The organism is Sphingomonas sp. PL20, assembly GCF_017875905.1.
GTDB classification, from domain to species: Bacteria; Pseudomonadota; Alphaproteobacteria; order Sphingomonadales; family Sphingomonadaceae; genus Sphingomonas; species Sphingomonas echinoides.
The window spans coordinates 3296823-3313527 of record NZ_JAGINH010000002.1; the positions used below are offsets into that span (position 1 = coordinate 3296823).

Sequence of the window (16705 nt, forward strand, 5' to 3'; positions counted from 1 at the left end):
CGCTGTTCGTCATCCGGATCAGTGGTCCGTCAGCAGCCCCGCCATCTTTTCGAAAGTCACATCGGTTTTGGAGCCGAACAGGCGCATCGGCCTGCCCTCGTCGCATTCGACCTGCGCGACGATACGAATCCAGCGCCGCGTCGGGCCAACGGCGATTTCGGGGTCCAAGGTGAAGCCGGAGCGATCGCGAATAGCCGCCATACGCCGACATTCGAGCGCGATGCGGGATCCGGGTGTATAGCGCGCCGCTGCGGCGTGGCGATCGATGCGGCTACCGCGCGGGGCTCCGAACAGATCATAGACGCCATCACTCCAGGTCAGCCGTTCGGTCGCGAGATCGCACGACCACAGCCCAGCCGAAACCGAGGCCGGAACATCGGTGAAGCGGCCGCCAACCGCATGGGACAATGCTGGAATGATGTTCATGCAAACCCCTTTCCGATTGCGGTGCAACCCCGTGCTTGCCGGACAATGGTTAAGCTGAGGTTTTGAAAGGCCCGACTAGTTTCGCGGATGCAACCCGCAGGCGGTTAAAACGTTACGCCCACACAAAGATCAAAAGGGACCGATATCATGCGTTCACTGTTTCTCAGCCTCGCCGCCGCTTCGCTCGTTGTTCCGGTGACGATGGCCCTCCCGGTCGATAAGGCCGAAGCGCGCAAGCATCGCTATTATGGCAAAACCAGCCGTCACTATCGCTGCCATCGCTCGTCGGGCACGACCGGCTTGATCGCGGGCGGTGCCGGTGGTGCATTGGTCGGCAATGCGCTGGGCGGCGGTGTGCTTGGCACGGTTGCGGGTGGCGTCGGCGGTGCACTCCTCGGCAAGCATCTCGACAAGAAGCATGACGCGGCCCAGAACCGCCGCAACGGCTGCTGATCCGTTTACTCGGCGGCGAGGAGCGATTCCGCGCCGCCGAGATCCACCGAAACAAGGCGGCTGACGCCTTGTTCGACCATCGTCACGCCAAACAGCCGGTGCATCCGGCTCATCGTCACGGCATTGTGCGTCACGATCAAATAGCGCGTCTGCGTTTCGCGCGTCATCGCATCCAGCAACCCGCAAAAGCGTTCGATATTGGCATCGTCCAGCGGCGCATCGACTTCGTCGAGCACGCAGATTGGCGCGGGGTTGGTCAGGAACAAGCCGAAGATCAGCGCGACCGCGGTCAGCGCCTGCTCGCCCCCCGATAGCAGCGTCAGCGATTGCAGCTTCTTGCCCGGCGGCTGCGCCATGATCTCGAGGCCCGCCTCCAGCGGATCATCCGAATCGACCAGTTCGAGATGCGCCTGTCCGCCATTGAACAAAGTGGTGAACAAGCGCCGGAAATGCCCATCGACCGCCTCGAACGCTGCCATCAGCCGCTGCCGCCCCTCGCGGTTGAGCGTGCCGATCGACCCGCGCAGGCGGTTGACCGCCAGCCCCAATTCCTCCCGCTCCGCCGCATTGCCCTTGGACGCGGCTTCGAGTTCGGCCAGTTCGCTTTCGGCGACCAGATTGACCGGGCCGATCCGCTCCCGATCGACCATCAATTTCTCGTGCGCCCCCGATTCCTCCCCCGGCGAACGCACCGTATCGCCCTCAAAGCCTACCCGTTCGGGCAGCAGCACCGACGGGCATTGGAAGCGTTCGCCCGATAGGCGGTTCATCTCGACGCGGCGCAATTCCTGATTTTCCGCCCGCGCCGCCGCTCCCGCCCGCGCTTCGCGCGCTTGCGCCAGCGTTTCGGCGGCGGCGCTGGCTTGCGCTTCGGCCGCGCGGAGCGCCGCTTCGGCGGCGCGTTCGGCGGTGGCGGCGGCATCCGCCTCCGCGCGCGCCGCAGCATGCGCCGCCTCCAGCGCTTCGATTTCAGCGGCGAGCGCCTCGGGCCGCCCGACCAGCGCCTGCGCTTCGGCGGCAAGGTCGCCGTCGCGCTTGTCCATCTCGGCGATGCGCCGCGCCGCCTCCCCTGCCCGCGCGCGCCAGCTTTTCGCCTCGGCGCTCATCGCAGCCAACCGTTCGCGCGCGCTGCCGACATCGCGGTCAAGCCCGGCGCGATCGGCGCGCGCGGTGGCGATCGCGGTGCGGCGCGCCTCGGCCTCGCCGGACAGCGTCCGCACGCGCTCGCGCGTCGCGCTGCCATCGGGCAGCGCCGCCTGCACGGCGCCAGCGCGCGCGACCTCCGCCTCGGCTTCCTCATGATCGGCGACGATGCGCTGCCGCCGCGCCGCCAGATCGGCGCGCTGCGCCTCGATCCGCTCGATCGCCGCCGCCGCGCGGTCTTCGGCGCGCGCCGCATCGCGCGCGCGCGTCTCGGCGCTCTCCAGCAAGCGCCTTGCCGCCACCGCACCGCTACGCGCCTCCGCAATCGCCGCGTCGATCCGCGCGAGTTCGCCATCCGCTGCCTCGACCGCACGCACCGCCGCCGGGCGCGCCGCCTCGATCGCGCGCAGCCGGTTCATGCGTTCCAGCCGCTCCGCCGCCGCCGCCCCGCCCGATTTGGCGACATAGCCATCCCAGCGCCGTAACACCCCGGCGAGTGTCACCAGCCGCTGCCCGACCGCGAGCGACCCGCCCGCATCGCTCTCAGCCACGAAAACCTGCGCCAGCCGCCGCGCCAGCGCCGCCGGGGCCGCGACATGCCGGCCAAGCGGCACCGTCCCCTCGGGTGCCGCCGGATCACCCGGCGCAACCTCGGCCCCCGCCCAGAAGCGCTCGCCCGCCGGGTCGAGCCCCGCCTCCAGATCATCCCCCAAAGCCGCCGCCAGCGCGCGCTCATAGCCGGCCTCGGGCTGCAACCGGTCGAGCAACCGCTCGCGCCCCTCGCGCCGCGTCGCCTTGGTCAGCGCGGTCGCTTCGCTGTCGAGTGCCGCCAGATCGGCATGTGCCGTCGCCCGTGCCGCCTGCGCCCGGTCGCGCTGGTCGCGCGCACCGCGCTCGTCGGCATCGGCGCGGGTGAGCGCCGCGCGCGCATCCTCGCCATGCTGCACCGCCTGCGCGCGCGCCGCCGCTGCCGCCGCGCGCTCGGCAATCAGCGGCGCGGCATCGCCCAACGCCGCACTTTCCGCCGTCACACGCGCCAGATCGCGCGCGCTGCGCTCGGCCCGCACCCGCGCGGCGGCGAGCGCCGCTTCGGCCACCCGCGCATCAGCGAGTTCAGTCGCTTGCGCCGCCAAAGCCTGCGCCAGCGCCACTTCGGCATCGCGCCCGGCGCGCTCGGCCTCGCTCAGCCGCGTCTCCAGCTCCGGGATGCGCGCGGTCGCCTCGGCCAGCCGCGCCTCCAGCGCCTTGCTCTCCTCGGCCAGCCGCGCGATCGCTTCGGCGGCATCGCTCGCCAGCGATCCCTCGCGCGCACGGTCCTCGGCCAGCCGCACGCGCGCCGCCGCCAGCTCCTGCGTCCGCCGCAGCGCCGCCGCCTGCTCGCTGCGCAAGCCGCCGAGCTGATGCCCCGCCTCGCTCGCCGCCTCGCGCAGCGCCTGCGCTTGCCCCCGCGCGTCCGCCAGCGCCTCGGTCGCCGCCAGCGCATAGGCTGCCGCCGCGCGCTGCGCCTCGCTCGCCTCGGCCACGCGCGCCTCGCACGTCGCCGCCTCGGCCTTGGCGGCATCGGCCGCCTGTTGCGCATCGCGCCAGCGCGCAAAGATCATCCGCGCCTCCGCCACGCGGATCTGCTCGGACAAAGCGCGATAGCGCTCCGCCTGCCGTGCTTGCCGCCGCAGCGCATTGGCGCGGCCATCCTGGTCGGCGATCAACTCATCGAGCCGCGCGAGATTGGCCTCGGTCGCGCGCAATTTCTGCTCGGCATCCTTGCGGCGGACGTGCAGCCCGGCGATTCCGGCGGCTTCCTCCAGCATTGCGCGGCGCTCGGCCGGCTTGGCGGCGATGATCGCGCCGATCCGCCCCTGGCTGACCAAGGCGGGCGAATGCGCCCCCGTCGCCGAATCCGCGAACAGCAACGCCACGTCCTTCGCGCGCACATCGCGCCCGTCGATCCGGTACGCCGACCCCGCCCCGCGCTCGATCCGGCGGACGACTTCGCTTTCTTCCCCCGCGCTTTCGATCAGCATCGAAACTTCGGCGAAATCGCGCGCCGGGCGCGTGTTGGTGCCCGCGAAGATGACGTCGTCCATCCCCGCCCCGCGCAGGGACCGCGCCGAGGTTTCCCCCATCGTCCAGCGCAGCGCCTCGAGCAAATTGGATTTGCCGCAGCCATTGGGGCCGACGATTCCGGTCAGCCCCGGCTCGATCCGCAGATCAGCGGCGTCGACGAAGCTTTTGAAGCCCGAGAGCCGGAGACGCTTGATCTGCATTCAGAGCCCCCCGGCTAGAGTGGATGACGGTTTACAAAATCCTCGCTTCCGTTCGCCCTGAGCCTGTCGAAGGGCTCCTCGCCCCCCGCGTCGCGCTTGCGGCGGGCGGGGCTTCGACAGGCTCAGCCCGAACGGACTTGTCGTTGACCGAGACGGGCGCGCTTACGCCCCCGCGCGCTTCAACGCCGCCTCGACATCGGGCCAGGACACGCCCTCAACCTTGGTGCCGTTCAGGATGAAGGTCGGCGTGCCGGAGACGGTCGCGCCCTCGCCCTTGTTCATCAAGCCGATCAGTTCGTTCAGCGCCTTGCTGTCGGCGATGCACGCGCGCGCCTTGGCTTCGGGAATGCCGCGCTGCTTCACGAACTCGACATAACCGAGATAGTCGCCCCAGGCGGCGGCCATCTGGTTCGGCGTCTTGCCCTGCAATTGCGCCTGCAGCGCGTTGGTGGCGGCCTGGTCGGCGAGCTTGGCCTCAAACTGCGGCTGGCTCAGGTACATTTGTTCGAGCAACGGGAAGAAGGCCGACGGATCGACGCAGCGCCCGAGCAGGCTCGGCGCGAAATCCGCCTGATTGTGGACCATATAGTCGCGGAATTCGTAGGACACCTTGCCGGTGGTGACATACTTCTCGGTCAACGGCTTCTGCCCGGTCTGGCCGAACGCGCCACAGGTCGGGCAGGTGCGCGATCCATATTCGACCAGCTTGATCGGCGCATCGGGGTTGCCCATGCGATAGCCACCCTCGGGCGTCTTGGAGACCACTTCGGTCCAATTCTGCCCGGCGGGTGCCGGCTTGGCCGCCACCGGCGCAGCGGCGACGCTGTTGCCGCCCGATGCGCCGCCACCGCCGCACGAAGCGAGCGAAACGGCAGCCAGCGCGGCGAACAGGATGCGAGGGGTCATCGAATAAGCTCCTTGGAGAAAACGCATTTTACTTGGCAACGGCGGCGCGTACCAGCGGCTCCAGCGCCGCCCAGGTGAAGGTGTTGGCTTGCGCCACGCCGTTGATGAGGAAGGTGGGCGTGCTGTTCACGGCATAGGCCTTGTTGGCCGCACCGGCGCGCTGCGCGACCAGATCGACTGCCTTGGTGTCGGCCAGGCACGCAGTGGCCTTGGCCAGCGGCATGCCCTTCTGCACCACCAGATCGGTATAGCCATAGAATTTGGCGAGATAGGCGGCGATCTCGGTCGGCTTGGCCCCCTGCAATTGCTGCTGCTTGTCGGCGGGCACCTGGTCCGGCCGACCGACGAGCTTCTCCTGATTGGCCATCATCGCGTTCAACAGCGGGAAGAAGGCGCGCGTCGGCACGCAATGCCCAAGCAGGATCGGCCCGAGATCGAGCGCGCCATGGATGGGGAAATCGCGAAATTCATAGCTCACTTGGCCCGTGGCTATGTAGCCGCTGCGCAGCGCGGGCAAACCCTCTGCATCGAATCGCGCGCAATGCGGGCAGGTGCGCGATCCAAATTCGATCAGCTTCACCTTGGCACTCGGGTTGCCGATCCGCACCCCGCCCTCGGGCGTGGCGACGATCATGCTGGCCCAGGCAATTTTCGCGGGTGCCCGATGCGCCACCGCCTTCTTCTCCGGTACGGCCTGCGCTGCGGAGGCCGCGCCAATCACCATGGCCATTGCCGCCACCACCAACCGCATGTTCATCCCTCGCTCCCACCAACGATCGGCGCGCCGCGCGTCGCCGCTACCCCTGCGGCCAGCGCTTCCAGCACCGCCTTCAATTCCGGATCGGCGATCGTGCGCAAGCTCGCGCCCAGTTCGACCGGCACCGGCCGCAGCGACGGCGGAGCCGCGCGCGGCGCGGGCGCCGGCACGTCGCCCTGGCGGATCTGCACCCGCACGATCGCCTCATAGCCAAAGAAGCGATTGACCCGCTCAACGATTTCGGGCGCGATATGCTGCATCATGGTGGCATGCGCGCCGCGCACCACGAGGCTCAGCGTGCCGCCGGTGCGTTGCCCATGCGGAAATTTGATCGATTCGGGGGCCGACACCCCGGCATAGCGCGGGCCGACAATCTCGCCCCAGCGGCTGACCACCGCGCTCTGCACGAAGCCGAAGCGGCGGAACGCCGCGCGCCCGGCATCGGGCAGCAATTCCGCGACCGAGCGCGCACGTCCACCACGCGCCTTTTCCGGCTCGGCGCGTTTGATCACAGGCTTGGCGGGATCGCGTTTGCTCATCGGCCCGTCCATGCCATAGCGATGCGGTGTCCGCCAAGCATCCTTCCACCATCGCCGCCCGATTGCTCGCCTGGTATGATGCCCATGCCCGCGATTTGCCGTGGCGCGCCGCCCCCGGCAGCAACGCGCCCGACCCGTACCGTGTGTGGCTGTCCGAAATCATGCTGCAACAGACCACGGTGGCGGCGGTACGCCCGAAGTTCGCGGCGTTCGTCGCGCGCTGGCCCTCGGTCGAGGCGCTTGCCGCCGCGCCCGAGGCCGATCTGATGGCCGCCTGGGCGGGCCTTGGTTATTATGCCCGCGCCCGCAATTTGCACGCCTGCGCACGCACAGTGGCCGAGCGCGGAGGCTTTCCCGACACCGAAGAAGGACTGCGCGCACTCCCGGGAGTCGGTGCCTATACCGCCGCCGCCATCGCCGCGATCGCCTTTGGCGCGCGCGCGGTGGTGGTCGATGCCAATGTCGCGCGCGTGGTCGCGCGGGTGTTTGCGATTTCACGCCCCTTGCCCGGCGCGATGCCCGATCTGCGCGACGCGACCGACCGCATCACCCCGGACACCCGCTCAGGGGATTTCGCCCAGGCGATGATGGATCTGGGGTCCTCGGTCTGCACCCCACGCGCGCCGCACTGCCTGGCGTGCCCTTTGGCCGAGGACTGCGCCGCCTATCGCGCGGGCGACCCGGAGGGTTTCCCGATCAAGCTCGCCAAGGCGGCCAAGCCGCAGCGCCACGGCACCATCTTCTGGGCAGAGCAGGAGGGGCGCGTGCTGCTGGTGCGGCGTCCGCCGTGCGGGCTGCTGGGCGGGATGCGCGCATTGCCGACCGGGCCCTGGGCGGACACACCGCCTGCGCTCGCCGATCCGCCATTCGCCGCCGCCTGGCGGATGCTGCCGGAGACGGTCTCGCACACCTTCACCCACTTCCGCCTTGAACTGGCGCTTGCGGTCGCGCGCGTGGATGGGCATGGGCCAATCGGGGAGTGGTGGAGCGTGACCGAGATGGACTCGGCGGGCTTGCCCACGGTCTTCGCCAAGGCGGCAACGGCAATCAGGAGGGCACGATGGTAGCGACGCGGTTCAAGATGGCAGCGAGCGCCTTGCTCATCGCGGCAACCGGAACGGCGGTTGCGCGGCACGTCGTACATGCCCCCGTGGTGCTGCGCACCGCGCCGCGCCTCCCGCAAACGCAGGCGGTGTTTTCGGGCTATGTCGCGGCAAAGAAGATCCCCGGCGTGGTCGGCGTGATCGGCCGCGGCGATGCGCCCTTCGCCGTCGTCGCGGCCGGGCGGATCGGCGATGAACCCGGTGCCCCGCTCGCCGACAAGGACAGCCTGTGGCGCGTCTATTCGATGACCAAGCCGATCACCGCGATGGCGGCGATGATCCTCATCGAAGAAGGTAAGATGCGGCTCGACCAGCCGGTCAGCGACTTCATCCCCGCCTTCAAGACGATGCGCGTTCAGGTCAGCCCGGATTCGCTCGACACGCGCCCCGCCACGCGCCCGATCACGATCCGCAACCTGCTGACCCACACCGCCGGGCTCGGCTATACGATCATTACCAAGGGCCCGTTGCTCAAGGCCTATGAAGACGCCGGCATCACCCCCTTCACCTCCGACGCCAAGACCGAGGCACAGCTTCGCCTCAAGCGCCCGCCGACGCTGGAAGCCTTCGCCAACAAGGTCGCCACGCTGCCGCTGATCGCCGAACCCGGCACCAAATGGAGCTATTCGATCGGCCTCGACGTGATGGGCCGCGTAATCGAGGTCGCCTCGCATCAGCCGTTCGACCGCTTCCTGCAGACGCGCATCTTCACGCCGCTCAAGATGCGCTCGAGCTGGTTCACAGTGCCAGGGTCGGAGGCGCACCGTCTCGCCACCGGCTATTTCATCACCCCCAATGGGCGCACCCCGGTCGATCCGGGCGCGACCTCGGTCTATCTCAAAGCCCCGAGCTTCCCGTATGGCGGGGCCGGGCTCGTCACCTCGGCTTATGATTACGACCGCTTCCTGCACATGCTGCAAAATGGCGGGACGCTCGACGGCGTGCGCATCCTGAAGCCCGCCACGGTCAAGCTTGCCATGTCGAACCTGCTGCCGAACGGCGTCGTCTATCCCGGCGCGGTGGCGGCGACCGGCGGCACCACCAATCCGCAGGGCTTTGGCGCGGGCGGATCGGTCACGCTGCACGATACGCCCGGCGGCCCGGCCAAGGGCACCTATGGCTGGGGCGGTGCGGCCGGCACGATCGCGTGGGTCGATCCGATCAACAAAATCCGCGCGACGATCATGGTCAATTATCTGCCGGGCGACCGCTGGCCGCTGCGCGCCGATTCGACCAAGGCGGTCTATGCCGATCTCGCGCCGGTAGCGCCCAAGAAGTGAGCGCAGCGGCGATGCTGACACCCGGCTTTACCGGCGGTCTGCTCGACCGCGCCGATCCGCTGCGCCACGATGAAGCCGCGCTCGCCGCTGCCAAAAGCGACTGGCGCGCGCGGCTGCTCAAGCTCGAGAATTTCGAGCCCGAGCTCGATGATATGGGCATGCTCGGCTGGACGACGCTGGCCGATGCGCCCGACGATGCCGAACTGGTGCTGCTCGGGCTCGACAATGGCCGTCCGCATTTCGCCGCCTTCACGCCGGGGATGCGCGCGCCGAAAGGCCGCTCGGCGCGGCTGTTTGGTCTGCTCGACCGCTTTGCGCCCGGCGAAGCCGCGACCTATGCCGCCGCGCGCAGCGTGCTCGACTGGCACAGCCGCCACCAATTCTGCGCCAATTGCGGGCATCAGACGGCGATGTTCCGCGCCGGATGGGGCCGCACCTGTCCCAATTGCCAGGCCGAGCATTTCCCGCGCGTCGATCCTGTGGTGATCATGATCGCCGAGCATGACGGGCGGGCGCTGCTTGGCCGCCAGCCGTCTTTCCCGCCCGGCCGCTATTCGGCGCTGGCGGGGTTCCTCGAACCCGGCGAATCGATCGAGGAAGCGGTTGCGCGTGAAATCGCCGAGGAAGCCGGCGTGCGCGTGCGCGACGTGCGCTACATTGCCAGCCAGCCCTGGCCCTTCCCCTCCTCGCTGATGGTGGCGTGCGTCGGCATGGCCGAGGACGACACGATCACGCTCGACACACATGAGCTGGAGGATGCGATCTGGGTCCCGCGCGACGTGGTGCGCGCGGTGCTGGCGGGGGAACCGGGGCCGTTCCTGCCGCCCCCGCCTTATGCGATCGCACACACGCTGTTGACCGCATGGGCCGCAGGGTAAGTCGCAAACCGGGCCGAACGAGAATTACAGCCTCAGCCAGCCCTTGCGGTCCGCACAGATGAGCGGCGTGACAACGCCAAACCCCGCCAGCCCCCCAAAAGCGATCGCCCACAAAACGCCGATCTGCGGGAAAGTGAGCGATGTCTCGCCCGCTAACGGTGCGACAAAAACCCCAAGTACGATGGGGAAGATGTAGCCACAGAGCGTAGCCACCGCGAGCAGGACGTAAACGAAAACCCTCATTTTTGTTCTCCTTACGTTCAATGTGACACACTTCCTCGCGAGTCGCTACCCTTGGCGCTTCAGCTCAGCACGCTGACCACCCGCCTTGTTTCCGGCATCTCGCGCGCGTCCGGTCGCGCCGCCAGCGCGATCAGCCGACGGGCCGCGAGGGTGGTGGCGTCGGCCTCGACGCTTTGTTCGAAGGCATCGCCTTCCAGCGCATAAGCGCGCTGCGCTGATTCCAGCACGGCACGGTCCTGCGCCAGAATTTCAGGCTCGGTCGACGACCAGAGCGGCGGTTGCGGCGTCTCGACCGGCCCGCGCTGCAACAACCAATGCTGGATGCAGCGCCCGGGCACGGTCGGCACATGGTGCAGCACCAGACGGAAGGCCTCGCCGCTCGCCACCGTCACCCGATCGGGAACATCGAAGCGCAAGTGCGTGCCCGGCCCGGTCACGGTCAGGGCCGTGGCGGTGCTTTCCACCGCATAGCGCGTCGGCAGAAACCCAACCGCCTGCACCCGGAACCATTGCGGATGCATATTGGGATGGGTGAAGGCGGCGTGGCAAATGTCAAGATTGTTTTCGATCGGCAGGATCGCCTCGCAGGCCAGCTCCATCGCGCCCTGCAGCCATTGAAACCGGTCGAATCCGTCAATCGCCAACGGTGTGCCGGTGGGCGCGACGTCGCCCGTCCACAGCCAGACATAGCCGTCCTGCTCCACCACCGGATAGCGGCGGACGGGCGCGCTCTTGATCGTCTGATCCTGGCGCAAGGACGGGATATGGCGGCAGCGCCCGGCTCCATCGAAACGCCAGCCATGATAAGCACAGGCAATCGTCCCATCGCTAACGGTGCCGAGCGACAGCGCGACGCCGCGATGCGGGCAACGATCGTGCAGCGCTTGGGCCTGACCGTCGGCATCGCGAAACAGCACGATCGGCGCGCCCTGCAGCGTGATCGCAACGGGCGCATCGCGCAATTGCGTGCTCGCCACGCCGACATACCACGCGTCTTTCGCCAATGGGACGCGATCCGCAACGAGGGTGGGGGCGTTCATCGAGCATTGTCCTTGACGGGTTTGAAGAAGCCGAGCCGCTGGCACGCGTCGAACACGCGGCGGCCATTGAAGGAGGCGAGCAACATCACCCCGATACTCACCCACGAAACCACCGCGCGGATCGCCAGCGCCTGCGCCAGCGGAAACGCGCTCATGACCCACAGAAACGCGCCTGCCCGCGCCACGAAATACAGCGCCCAAGCGAGCGTGAAGGCGCGGAAGAAGTGCACCACCTCGGGGCGGTCCGCCGGAATATCGGGTTTGCGCTGCCGCGCGATGCGCAGCACCAGCGGCTCCTGCCCCGACGCGCCGACCAGAAACACGCCAGCCGTCAGCAGATTGATGATGGCACCTTCATAGCGGATCATGAATGGGGTTTGCGCCCACAGGTCGATCGCGCCGAACACCAGCGCCGCGCCGTTGGCCAGCAGCCATAAAGGCGGGAACGGACGCCGGGTCGCGAGCCGCCAGCCGCCCTCGACGACAATAAACCCAAGCGCGACCGCGATGGCCGGCTTGATGCCGAAAGCGAGCAGCACCGCCCAATACAAAAGGAGCCCGCCAAAGGTGTGGAACACCGCCGCAAGAAAGGAGCGCAGACGCATCATTTCGAGTCTCCGTCACGGGCATGGGCGGCCATCGCTTCGCCCAGGAACAGCCATCGCCGCCGATCGAGCGGAAGCGAGGCGGCAAGCGCCGGATCGGCAAAACCATCCTGCCAAAACTGCGTCAGCGCGGCGTGCAGGCCCCCGTCGTCACCGGTCATCCGCGCAATCAGCGCCGCCGCGCGCGCGCCCAGCGCACGTGCCTGTGGCGTGTCGGGCGCGCCATCGACGAGCGTGTCGAGCTCGGCATAGAGCTCGGCCCATTCCGCCGCGATGGTTGGCGCGACGTCGGCCAGGCGGCGTTGCTGAGCGGGGGTGAAAACGCGTGCGCCGAGCGCCTCCAGCGCCGGGGTCCAGCGCAACCGCAACGGCTCGGCGCGCGCGAGGTCGGCCAGTGCCGCCGCGTCGATCGTGCCGCCTGCGCGCAGCTTGCGGCGGGCATGGGCGATCAGGATCAGCGAATCCTCGACCCGGTTGCGTTGATCGATCAGCGCCTGTTCCTGCAGATCGAGCACCGCCGCCACATCGGGCGCGCCCTCATCGAGCAACGCGCCGATCCGCGCGATCGTCAGGCCAAAACGCCGCAACAGCAGGATAACGTGCAGGCGCTCGCACTCCGCCTGCCCATATGTGCGCCAGCCATGCGCATCGCGGACGGGCGCGAGCAAGCCTGCGGATTCATAGAGCCGCAGCGTTTTGATGGTGATGCCAAAGCGCCGGGCGACATCGGCGGCACCATCGGGAAACTGGGCGGAAGGGCGCTTGATTCGGGTCATGCGCCAGGTTGTACGGTCGTCCCTTGGGGACGACGCAAGCGGATTGTCCGCGCCCCCGCTTTACCCGCGCGCGCGTGCCTGACGATAGGTGCCGAGCACGCGCACCCATTTCGAATGGAACGCCAATTCGGCCAGCGCCCGGCCCAGCCCCGGATCGCTCGGGCGACCCTCGACATCGGCATAGAATTCGGTCGCGGCGAAGCTGCCGCCACGCTGATAGCTTTCCAGCTTGGTCATGTTGACGCCGTTGGTGGCAAAGCCCCCCATCGCCTTGTACAAAGCGGCGGGCACATTGTTTACTTCGAAGATCAGCGTCGTCATCCACGGACCGTCGCCAACCGGCTCATGCCCCTCGCGCGCCAGCACGACGAAGCGCGTGGTGTTATGTTCGGCATCGGCAATGTCGCTGGCCAAAGTGTCCAGCCCGTACAACGCCGCCGCGCCGGGCGGGGCGAGCGCCGCCAATGTCGGATCGTGGCGCTCCGCCACTAGCGCCGCCGCCCCTGCGGTATCGGGATAGGCAACCGGCGCAATGCCATGATCGCGCAGCCACAGGCGGCATTGCCCCAACGCCTGCGGATGGCTCATCGCCTCGCGCACGCCCGCCAACGGCCCACTCCCCATCAAGGCATAGCGAATGCCGAGGAAATGTTCGCCAGTGATGACCAGCCCCGATTCGGGCAGCAGGAAATGCATGTCGGCGACGCGGCCATGCAGTGAATTTTCGATCGGGATGATCGCGCAATCCGCCCGAAAATCACGCACCGCATCGATCGCATCGGCAAAGTCGAAGCACGGCAGCGGCAGGCAATCGGGAAACGCTTCGCGCGCGGCGATATGCGAATTGGCACCGGGGGCCCCCTGAAACGCAACGGTACGGGCAGGATCGGCGGCGGCGGCGGCAGTCATCTCGGCGACGAGGGCGCGGGCGGGTTCGGGGAAATTTTCCATGGGAGCCGGGCGGTACTGCGCTGGCCGCCGCGCCGCAAGCCATCGCCACCGCCCGCGCCGACGACGCTTGCGATGCACGCCGCGCGAATCTATGGGTTGGGGCGACTTCGTGGCTCTAACAGGGGCCGTCCCGCGGCAGAAGATATAGGACGAGACATGGACAACCGGACCAATACGATTGCTGGCTGGGTTTTGGGCTCCATGGGCGTCGCGCTCGCGCTCGGCATCGCCGGGAATATGATCGTCCATCCGATCAAGGCCGAAAAGGCGGGCTATCCGATCGAGGGTGGCGCGGAAGACGGTGCTGGTCCGGCGGCCGCAGACAAACCAATCGGCGAAATGATGGCCACGGCGGACACCGCGCACGGTGCTGAAGTGTTCAAGAAATGCTCTGCCTGCCACACGATCGCACAGGGCGGGGCCAATGGCATCGGCCCCAATCTGTGGGCAACGGTCGGCGAAGCGATCGCACAGGGCAAGGCCGGCTACGCCTTTTCGGACGCCCTGAAGACCGCAGGCGCTGGCAAGAAATGGGATTTTGAGGAGCTCAACAAGTGGCTCACCAGCCCGCGCGCCTATGCGGCGGGCACCAAGATGACCTTTGCCGGTCTGACCAGCGCCAAGGATCGTGCCGACGTGATCCTGTATCTCAACGCGCAAGGCTCCAACCTGCCGCTGCCGACGGCTGCGGCTCCCGCCGCTGCCCCGGCTGATGCCAAGGCACCCGCCGCCGAAACCGGCAACGCGACCGCGCCCGCTACCGCGAATACGGCGACCGCACAGTAAGGCGAAACGCGCCCCCACCGCACACGCGGTGGGGGCCGCAGCCTCAGTCTTTATCGCGGTAAAACGCCTTCACCACGTCCCACCCCTCCTGGGCGGTTTCGACGAAGGTGAAAATCTTCAGGTCCTTGGCCGAGACCACGCCTTCCTCGACCAGCGCGTCGAAATTGACGACGCGGTTCCAGAACTCGCGGCCATACAGGAGCACCGGGATCGGCGCGATCTTGCCGGTCTGGATCAGCGTCAGCAGCTCGAACAGTTCGTCGAACGTGCCGAACCCGCCCGGGAACGCCGCCAGCGCACGCGCGTGCAGCAGGAAGTGCATCTTGCGCAGCGCGAAATAGTGGAACTGCATCGACAGCGCCGGGGTAACATAGGGGTTGGGCGCTTGCTCATGCGGCAGCACGATGTTGAGCCCGATCGATTCGTGCCCGCAATCGGCGGCACCGCGGTTCGCCGCTTCCATGATCGACGGGCCACCGCCCGAACAGACCACGAAATGCCGCTTGCCATCGGTATCGACCGGGAAGCTGCTCGCCAGCCGCCCAAGCTCGCGCGCCACGTCATAATATTTGGATTTGGCTACCAGCCGCTCGGCGATGCGGATCGCCTGTTCGCGGTCACCTTCGGCCGCATGCGCGATGTCGAGCAGCGCTTGCGCCTTGGCGGGTTCGGGGATGCGCGCCGATCCATACATCACGAAGGTCGAGGCGATATTGGCCTCGTCCATGATGAGCTGGGGTTTCAGCAGTTCGAGCTGGAAGCGAACGGGGCGCAAATCCTCGCGCAGCAGGAAATCCATGTCCTGAAAGGCAAGGCGATAGGCCGGGTTCTCGGTCTGCGGGGTGCTGACGCCCGTCTTGGCGGTTTCGGCATCCTGGCGCGCGCGGGGGAAAACGCGCGACGGCACATGCGTGTCACGCGCATCGGACTCGTGGACGAGCGAATCTTGGGCTGGGGCGTCCGGGTTGGGAGTATCGTTCATCCACCGCTCCTAAGCCACCACGCCGCGAATTTGAAGCCTCGAGCGCGCCGCCGCTTGGTCGGGCCTAATCCCTGTCCGTTCGATCTCCTTGCCCGTTCGTTTCGAGCGTAGTCGAAAAACCAGGCACAGCGCTTGCGGCTGTTTCTCGACTACGCTCGAAACGAACGGGTTCAGGCAAAGACAGCTAGCGGCAAAATCCGGCATGATCGTCTTCCAGATGCAGATGGTTGTAATGCACGGCATTGTAATCCGGGCTCAGCACCGTGCCGAAGCGCTTGCACGCCGACGCGCGGATCGTGCGCAGGAAGGCGCGTGCTTGCGGCTCGCCGCCATTCCAATTCTGCTGGATGGTGATGCGACGGCCATCCTTCAGCACGAAGCCCGATATATCGACTGCATTGGCGGTGGCATGTCCCGACAGCCGCCCGCCCGCCCCCGGCGCACCCACCACCGCCCGGCAGGCATAGCTGCCCATGCTCTCCACCCGCACCAGATCGCTGCCCAGCATCTGCCGCGCGGCCGGGGCTACGGCATAGCTGACCCAGGCGGTGAAACTGCGCGCGAGGCCACAGCGCATCGCCTTGAGGTTGGTCACCGGCACGCCGATGTCGATCAATTGCAACGTGCCGATCAACCGGCAGCCCCCGCCGAAATCGCGGTCGGGCAAAGGCGAAAAGCGCACATCTTCACGCGACAGGTCGGTATAGCAGGCCTGCGTTTCGCGGCTGGTCGGCAAGGCCAGCGTCACCGGCCTGGCACCCCGCGGCCGCGGCGGCGGGCGACGATCATTGCCGCCGCCGAAACTACAGGCGGAGAGCAACACAGGAACGATCAGGGCGGCTAGAATACGCGACATGCGGTTCCCCGTATCGCTATGCGCCGCTCACCGCGCTATTCAAAAATGCGCGTGTCGACGACTGCACGCTGGTTTGCGGTAAGCCGTCGCATCACGATGATCAACGCAATCACCAGGGGGACGTCCACCACGAACGTCGCGATCTCCAGCCAGGCGACCACCCACGCCTCGCGAAACGACATTGTGTTGAAACTGATCCGCGAACTCACGTTGGACAGGATGTTGCTGGCCACCCACAGGCCCCACCAGATTCGCATCACGGCCGGCACCGGCGCGCTATACGGGTCGCTCGGGCACACGCTCACCTGCCATGTCTCGCGCATCGCCTGAAACGGTTTGAACAGACTGGCGATCGGGATGAAATACCATCCGACACTCCAGCCCGGCGAAATCATCATCGCATCCGACAGCGTGTGCGCATTGGCATTGGCGCGATAGATCCAGCGCCCGACGCAGATGGCAGAGACCAGGAAGGCCAGCATGTAGAGAAGGTCCGCCACCGTCGAAAAGCGATCCATGGTCTGCAATTCGGCAGCCGAGAAAATCGTCGCCGCCTCCCGACCCGTGGTGGATGCCGTCACTACCGATCCGACCGTCGTCAGGAAATCGCAGACTAGCCAAACAAGCACCGCGATCGTCGCAAGTCGCTCCCGCCTATCAAGATTTTTTCATTCAGTCCCCCGGGGTTAGCGTTCACCCTGCCGCAGCATCGTGCCC

Annotated in this window: 18 protein-coding genes; 5 read left to right on the plus strand and 13 right to left on the minus strand. The window is 67.4% G+C overall.

Going from position 1 to position 16705, the window contains the following annotated elements; genetic code table 11:
• Positions 1-18: 18 nt before the first annotated feature.
• A complete protein-coding gene (locus H4W01_RS15480) occupies positions 19-426 on the minus strand; it encodes a hypothetical protein (RefSeq protein ID WP_209612147.1) in 408 nt (135 codons plus the stop codon).
• Between the two features lie 147 nt (positions 427-573).
• Here H4W01_RS15480 and H4W01_RS15485 point away from each other — a divergent pair, with 147 nt between their 5' ends.
• A complete protein-coding gene (locus H4W01_RS15485; RefSeq protein WP_010404751.1) occupies positions 574-879 on the plus strand; it encodes a hypothetical protein in 306 nt (101 codons plus the stop codon).
• A 5-nt stretch (positions 880-884) separates the two neighbouring features.
• On the opposite strand, the gene H4W01_RS15490 is transcribed toward H4W01_RS15485, so the two are convergent.
• From H4W01_RS15490 to H4W01_RS15505, 4 genes are all read right to left on the minus strand, one after another.
• Positions 885-4286: a chromosome segregation SMC family protein gene (locus H4W01_RS15490; RefSeq protein ID WP_209612149.1), complete on the minus strand. Its 3402-nt coding sequence runs from the start codon at positions 4284-4286 to the stop codon at positions 885-887.
• A 162-nt stretch (positions 4287-4448) separates the two neighbouring features.
• Positions 4449-5192: a thioredoxin domain-containing protein gene (locus H4W01_RS15495; protein WP_010404753.1), complete on the minus strand. Its 744-nt coding sequence runs from the start codon at positions 5190-5192 to the stop codon at positions 4449-4451.
• Between the two features lie 28 nt (positions 5193-5220).
• Complete coding sequence (locus H4W01_RS15500; protein WP_209612151.1) at positions 5221-5949, minus strand: thioredoxin domain-containing protein; 729 nt, start codon at positions 5947-5949, stop codon at positions 5221-5223.
• A complete protein-coding gene (locus H4W01_RS15505; RefSeq protein ID WP_209612153.1) occupies positions 5946-6500 on the minus strand; it encodes a DUF721 domain-containing protein in 555 nt (184 codons plus the stop codon). Before H4W01_RS15505 ends, H4W01_RS15500 begins: the two co-directional genes overlap by 4 nt.
• A 14-nt stretch (positions 6501-6514) precedes the next feature.
• Here H4W01_RS15505 and H4W01_RS15510 point away from each other — a divergent pair, with 14 nt between their 5' ends.
• Genes H4W01_RS15510 through nudC form a run of 3 tightly spaced genes read left to right on the plus strand, consistent with a single transcriptional unit; the run spans position 6515 to position 9749 of the window.
• The gene (locus H4W01_RS15510; RefSeq protein ID WP_209612155.1) at positions 6515-7555 is read left to right on the plus strand and encodes an A/G-specific adenine glycosylase; all 1041 of its coding nucleotides are present in this window, start codon (positions 6515-6517) and stop codon (positions 7553-7555) included.
• Positions 7549-8871 carry a serine hydrolase domain-containing protein gene (locus H4W01_RS15515; protein WP_209612157.1) on the plus strand — a complete coding sequence of 441 codons (1323 nt, stop codon included), beginning with the start codon at positions 7549-7551 and terminating at the stop codon, positions 8869-8871. Before H4W01_RS15510 ends, H4W01_RS15515 begins: the two co-directional genes overlap by 7 nt.
• 11 nt (positions 8872-8882) lie before the next feature.
• Positions 8883-9749: an NAD(+) diphosphatase gene (nudC, locus tag H4W01_RS15520; RefSeq protein WP_209613394.1), complete on the plus strand. Its 867-nt coding sequence runs from the start codon at positions 8883-8885 to the stop codon at positions 9747-9749.
• Positions 9750-9773: 24 nt separating this feature from the next.
• On the opposite strand, the gene H4W01_RS15525 is transcribed toward nudC, so the two are convergent.
• Genes H4W01_RS15525 through H4W01_RS15545 form a run of 5 tightly spaced genes read right to left on the minus strand, consistent with a single transcriptional unit; the run spans position 9774 to position 13364 of the window.
• A complete protein-coding gene (locus H4W01_RS15525; protein WP_209612160.1) occupies positions 9774-9992 on the minus strand; it encodes a hypothetical protein in 219 nt (72 codons plus the stop codon).
• A gap of 59 nt (positions 9993-10051) precedes the next feature.
• A complete protein-coding gene (locus H4W01_RS15530) occupies positions 10052-11032 on the minus strand; it encodes a Rieske 2Fe-2S domain-containing protein (protein WP_209612162.1) in 981 nt (326 codons plus the stop codon).
• The gene (locus H4W01_RS15535; protein WP_209612164.1) at positions 11029-11640 is read right to left on the minus strand and encodes a septation protein IspZ; all 612 of its coding nucleotides are present in this window, start codon (positions 11638-11640) and stop codon (positions 11029-11031) included. Before H4W01_RS15535 ends, H4W01_RS15530 begins: the two co-directional genes overlap by 4 nt.
• On the minus strand, positions 11637-12413 hold the full coding sequence (locus H4W01_RS15540; RefSeq protein ID WP_010404770.1) for a MerR family transcriptional regulator: 777 nt from the start codon (positions 12411-12413) through the stop codon (positions 11637-11639). The genes H4W01_RS15535 and H4W01_RS15540 overlap by 4 nt, the downstream gene beginning before the upstream one ends.
• A gap of 60 nt (positions 12414-12473) precedes the next feature.
• Entirely contained in the window at positions 12474-13364 is an 891-nt protein-coding gene (locus tag H4W01_RS15545) for a prephenate dehydratase (RefSeq protein ID WP_209612166.1), read from the minus strand.
• 156 nt (positions 13365-13520) lie between these two features.
• Here H4W01_RS15545 and H4W01_RS15550 point away from each other — a divergent pair, with 156 nt between their 5' ends.
• Positions 13521-14150, plus strand: coding sequence for a c-type cytochrome (locus tag H4W01_RS15550; protein ID WP_209612168.1), 630 nt, complete (start codon positions 13521-13523; stop codon positions 14148-14150).
• A gap of 43 nt (positions 14151-14193) precedes the next feature.
• Here the strand turns inward: H4W01_RS15550 and H4W01_RS15555 are convergent, their stop codons facing one another.
• The 3 genes from H4W01_RS15555 to H4W01_RS15565 all read right to left on the minus strand — a co-directional run bounded on the left by H4W01_RS15555 (position 14194) and on the right by H4W01_RS15565 (position 16569).
• Positions 14194-15132, minus strand: coding sequence for a TIGR00730 family Rossman fold protein (locus tag H4W01_RS15555; protein ID WP_334685298.1), 939 nt, complete (start codon positions 15130-15132; stop codon positions 14194-14196).
• A 184-nt stretch (positions 15133-15316) separates the two neighbouring features.
• The gene (locus H4W01_RS15560) at positions 15317-15988 is read right to left on the minus strand and encodes an extensin family protein (RefSeq protein WP_209612170.1); all 672 of its coding nucleotides are present in this window, start codon (positions 15986-15988) and stop codon (positions 15317-15319) included.
• Between the two features lie 35 nt (positions 15989-16023).
• Complete coding sequence (locus H4W01_RS15565; RefSeq protein ID WP_334685299.1) at positions 16024-16569, minus strand: DUF4328 domain-containing protein; 546 nt, start codon at positions 16567-16569, stop codon at positions 16024-16026.
• Positions 16570-16705: the final 136 nt, after the last annotated feature.

Excerpts from the sequence above, each read along its gene's own strand:
- H4W01_RS15500 (WP_209612151.1), bottom strand. The coding sequence starts at position 5,949 with ATGAACATGCGGTTGGTGGTGGCGGCAATGGCCATGGTGATTGGCGCG.
- H4W01_RS15525 (WP_209612160.1), bottom strand. The coding sequence starts at position 9,992 with ATGAGGGTTTTCGTTTACGTCCTGCTCGCGGTGGCTACGCTCTGTGGC.
- H4W01_RS15530 (WP_209612162.1), bottom strand. The coding sequence starts at position 11,032 with ATGAACGCCCCCACCCTCGTTGCGGATCGCGTCCCATTGGCGAAAGAC.
- H4W01_RS15535 (WP_209612164.1), bottom strand. The coding sequence starts at position 11,640 with ATGATGCGTCTGCGCTCCTTTCTTGCGGCGGTGTTCCACACCTTTGGC.
- nudC (WP_209613394.1), top strand. The coding sequence starts at position 8,883 with ATGCTGACACCCGGCTTTACCGGCGGTCTGCTCGACCGCGCCGATCCG.
- H4W01_RS15495 (WP_010404753.1), bottom strand. The coding sequence starts at position 5,192 with ATGACCCCTCGCATCCTGTTCGCCGCGCTGGCTGCCGTTTCGCTCGCT.
- H4W01_RS15515 (WP_209612157.1), top strand. The coding sequence starts at position 7,549 with ATGGTAGCGACGCGGTTCAAGATGGCAGCGAGCGCCTTGCTCATCGCG.
- H4W01_RS15480 (WP_209612147.1), bottom strand. The coding sequence starts at position 426 with ATGAACATCATTCCAGCATTGTCCCATGCGGTTGGCGGCCGCTTCACC.
- H4W01_RS15545 (WP_209612166.1), bottom strand. The coding sequence starts at position 13,364 with ATGGAAAATTTCCCCGAACCCGCCCGCGCCCTCGTCGCCGAGATGACT.
- H4W01_RS15505 (WP_209612153.1), bottom strand. The coding sequence starts at position 6,500 with ATGGACGGGCCGATGAGCAAACGCGATCCCGCCAAGCCTGTGATCAAA.
- H4W01_RS15490 (WP_209612149.1), bottom strand. The coding sequence starts at position 4,286 with ATGCAGATCAAGCGTCTCCGGCTCTCGGGCTTCAAAAGCTTCGTCGAC.
- H4W01_RS15540 (WP_010404770.1), bottom strand. The coding sequence starts at position 12,413 with ATGACCCGAATCAAGCGCCCTTCCGCCCAGTTTCCCGATGGTGCCGCC.
- H4W01_RS15550 (WP_209612168.1), top strand. The coding sequence starts at position 13,521 with ATGGACAACCGGACCAATACGATTGCTGGCTGGGTTTTGGGCTCCATG.
- H4W01_RS15555 (WP_334685298.1), bottom strand. The coding sequence starts at position 15,132 with ATGAACGATACTCCCAACCCGGACGCCCCAGCCCAAGATTCGCTCGTC.
- H4W01_RS15560 (WP_209612170.1), bottom strand. The coding sequence starts at position 15,988 with ATGTCGCGTATTCTAGCCGCCCTGATCGTTCCTGTGTTGCTCTCCGCC.
- H4W01_RS15485 (WP_010404751.1), top strand. The coding sequence starts at position 574 with ATGCGTTCACTGTTTCTCAGCCTCGCCGCCGCTTCGCTCGTTGTTCCG.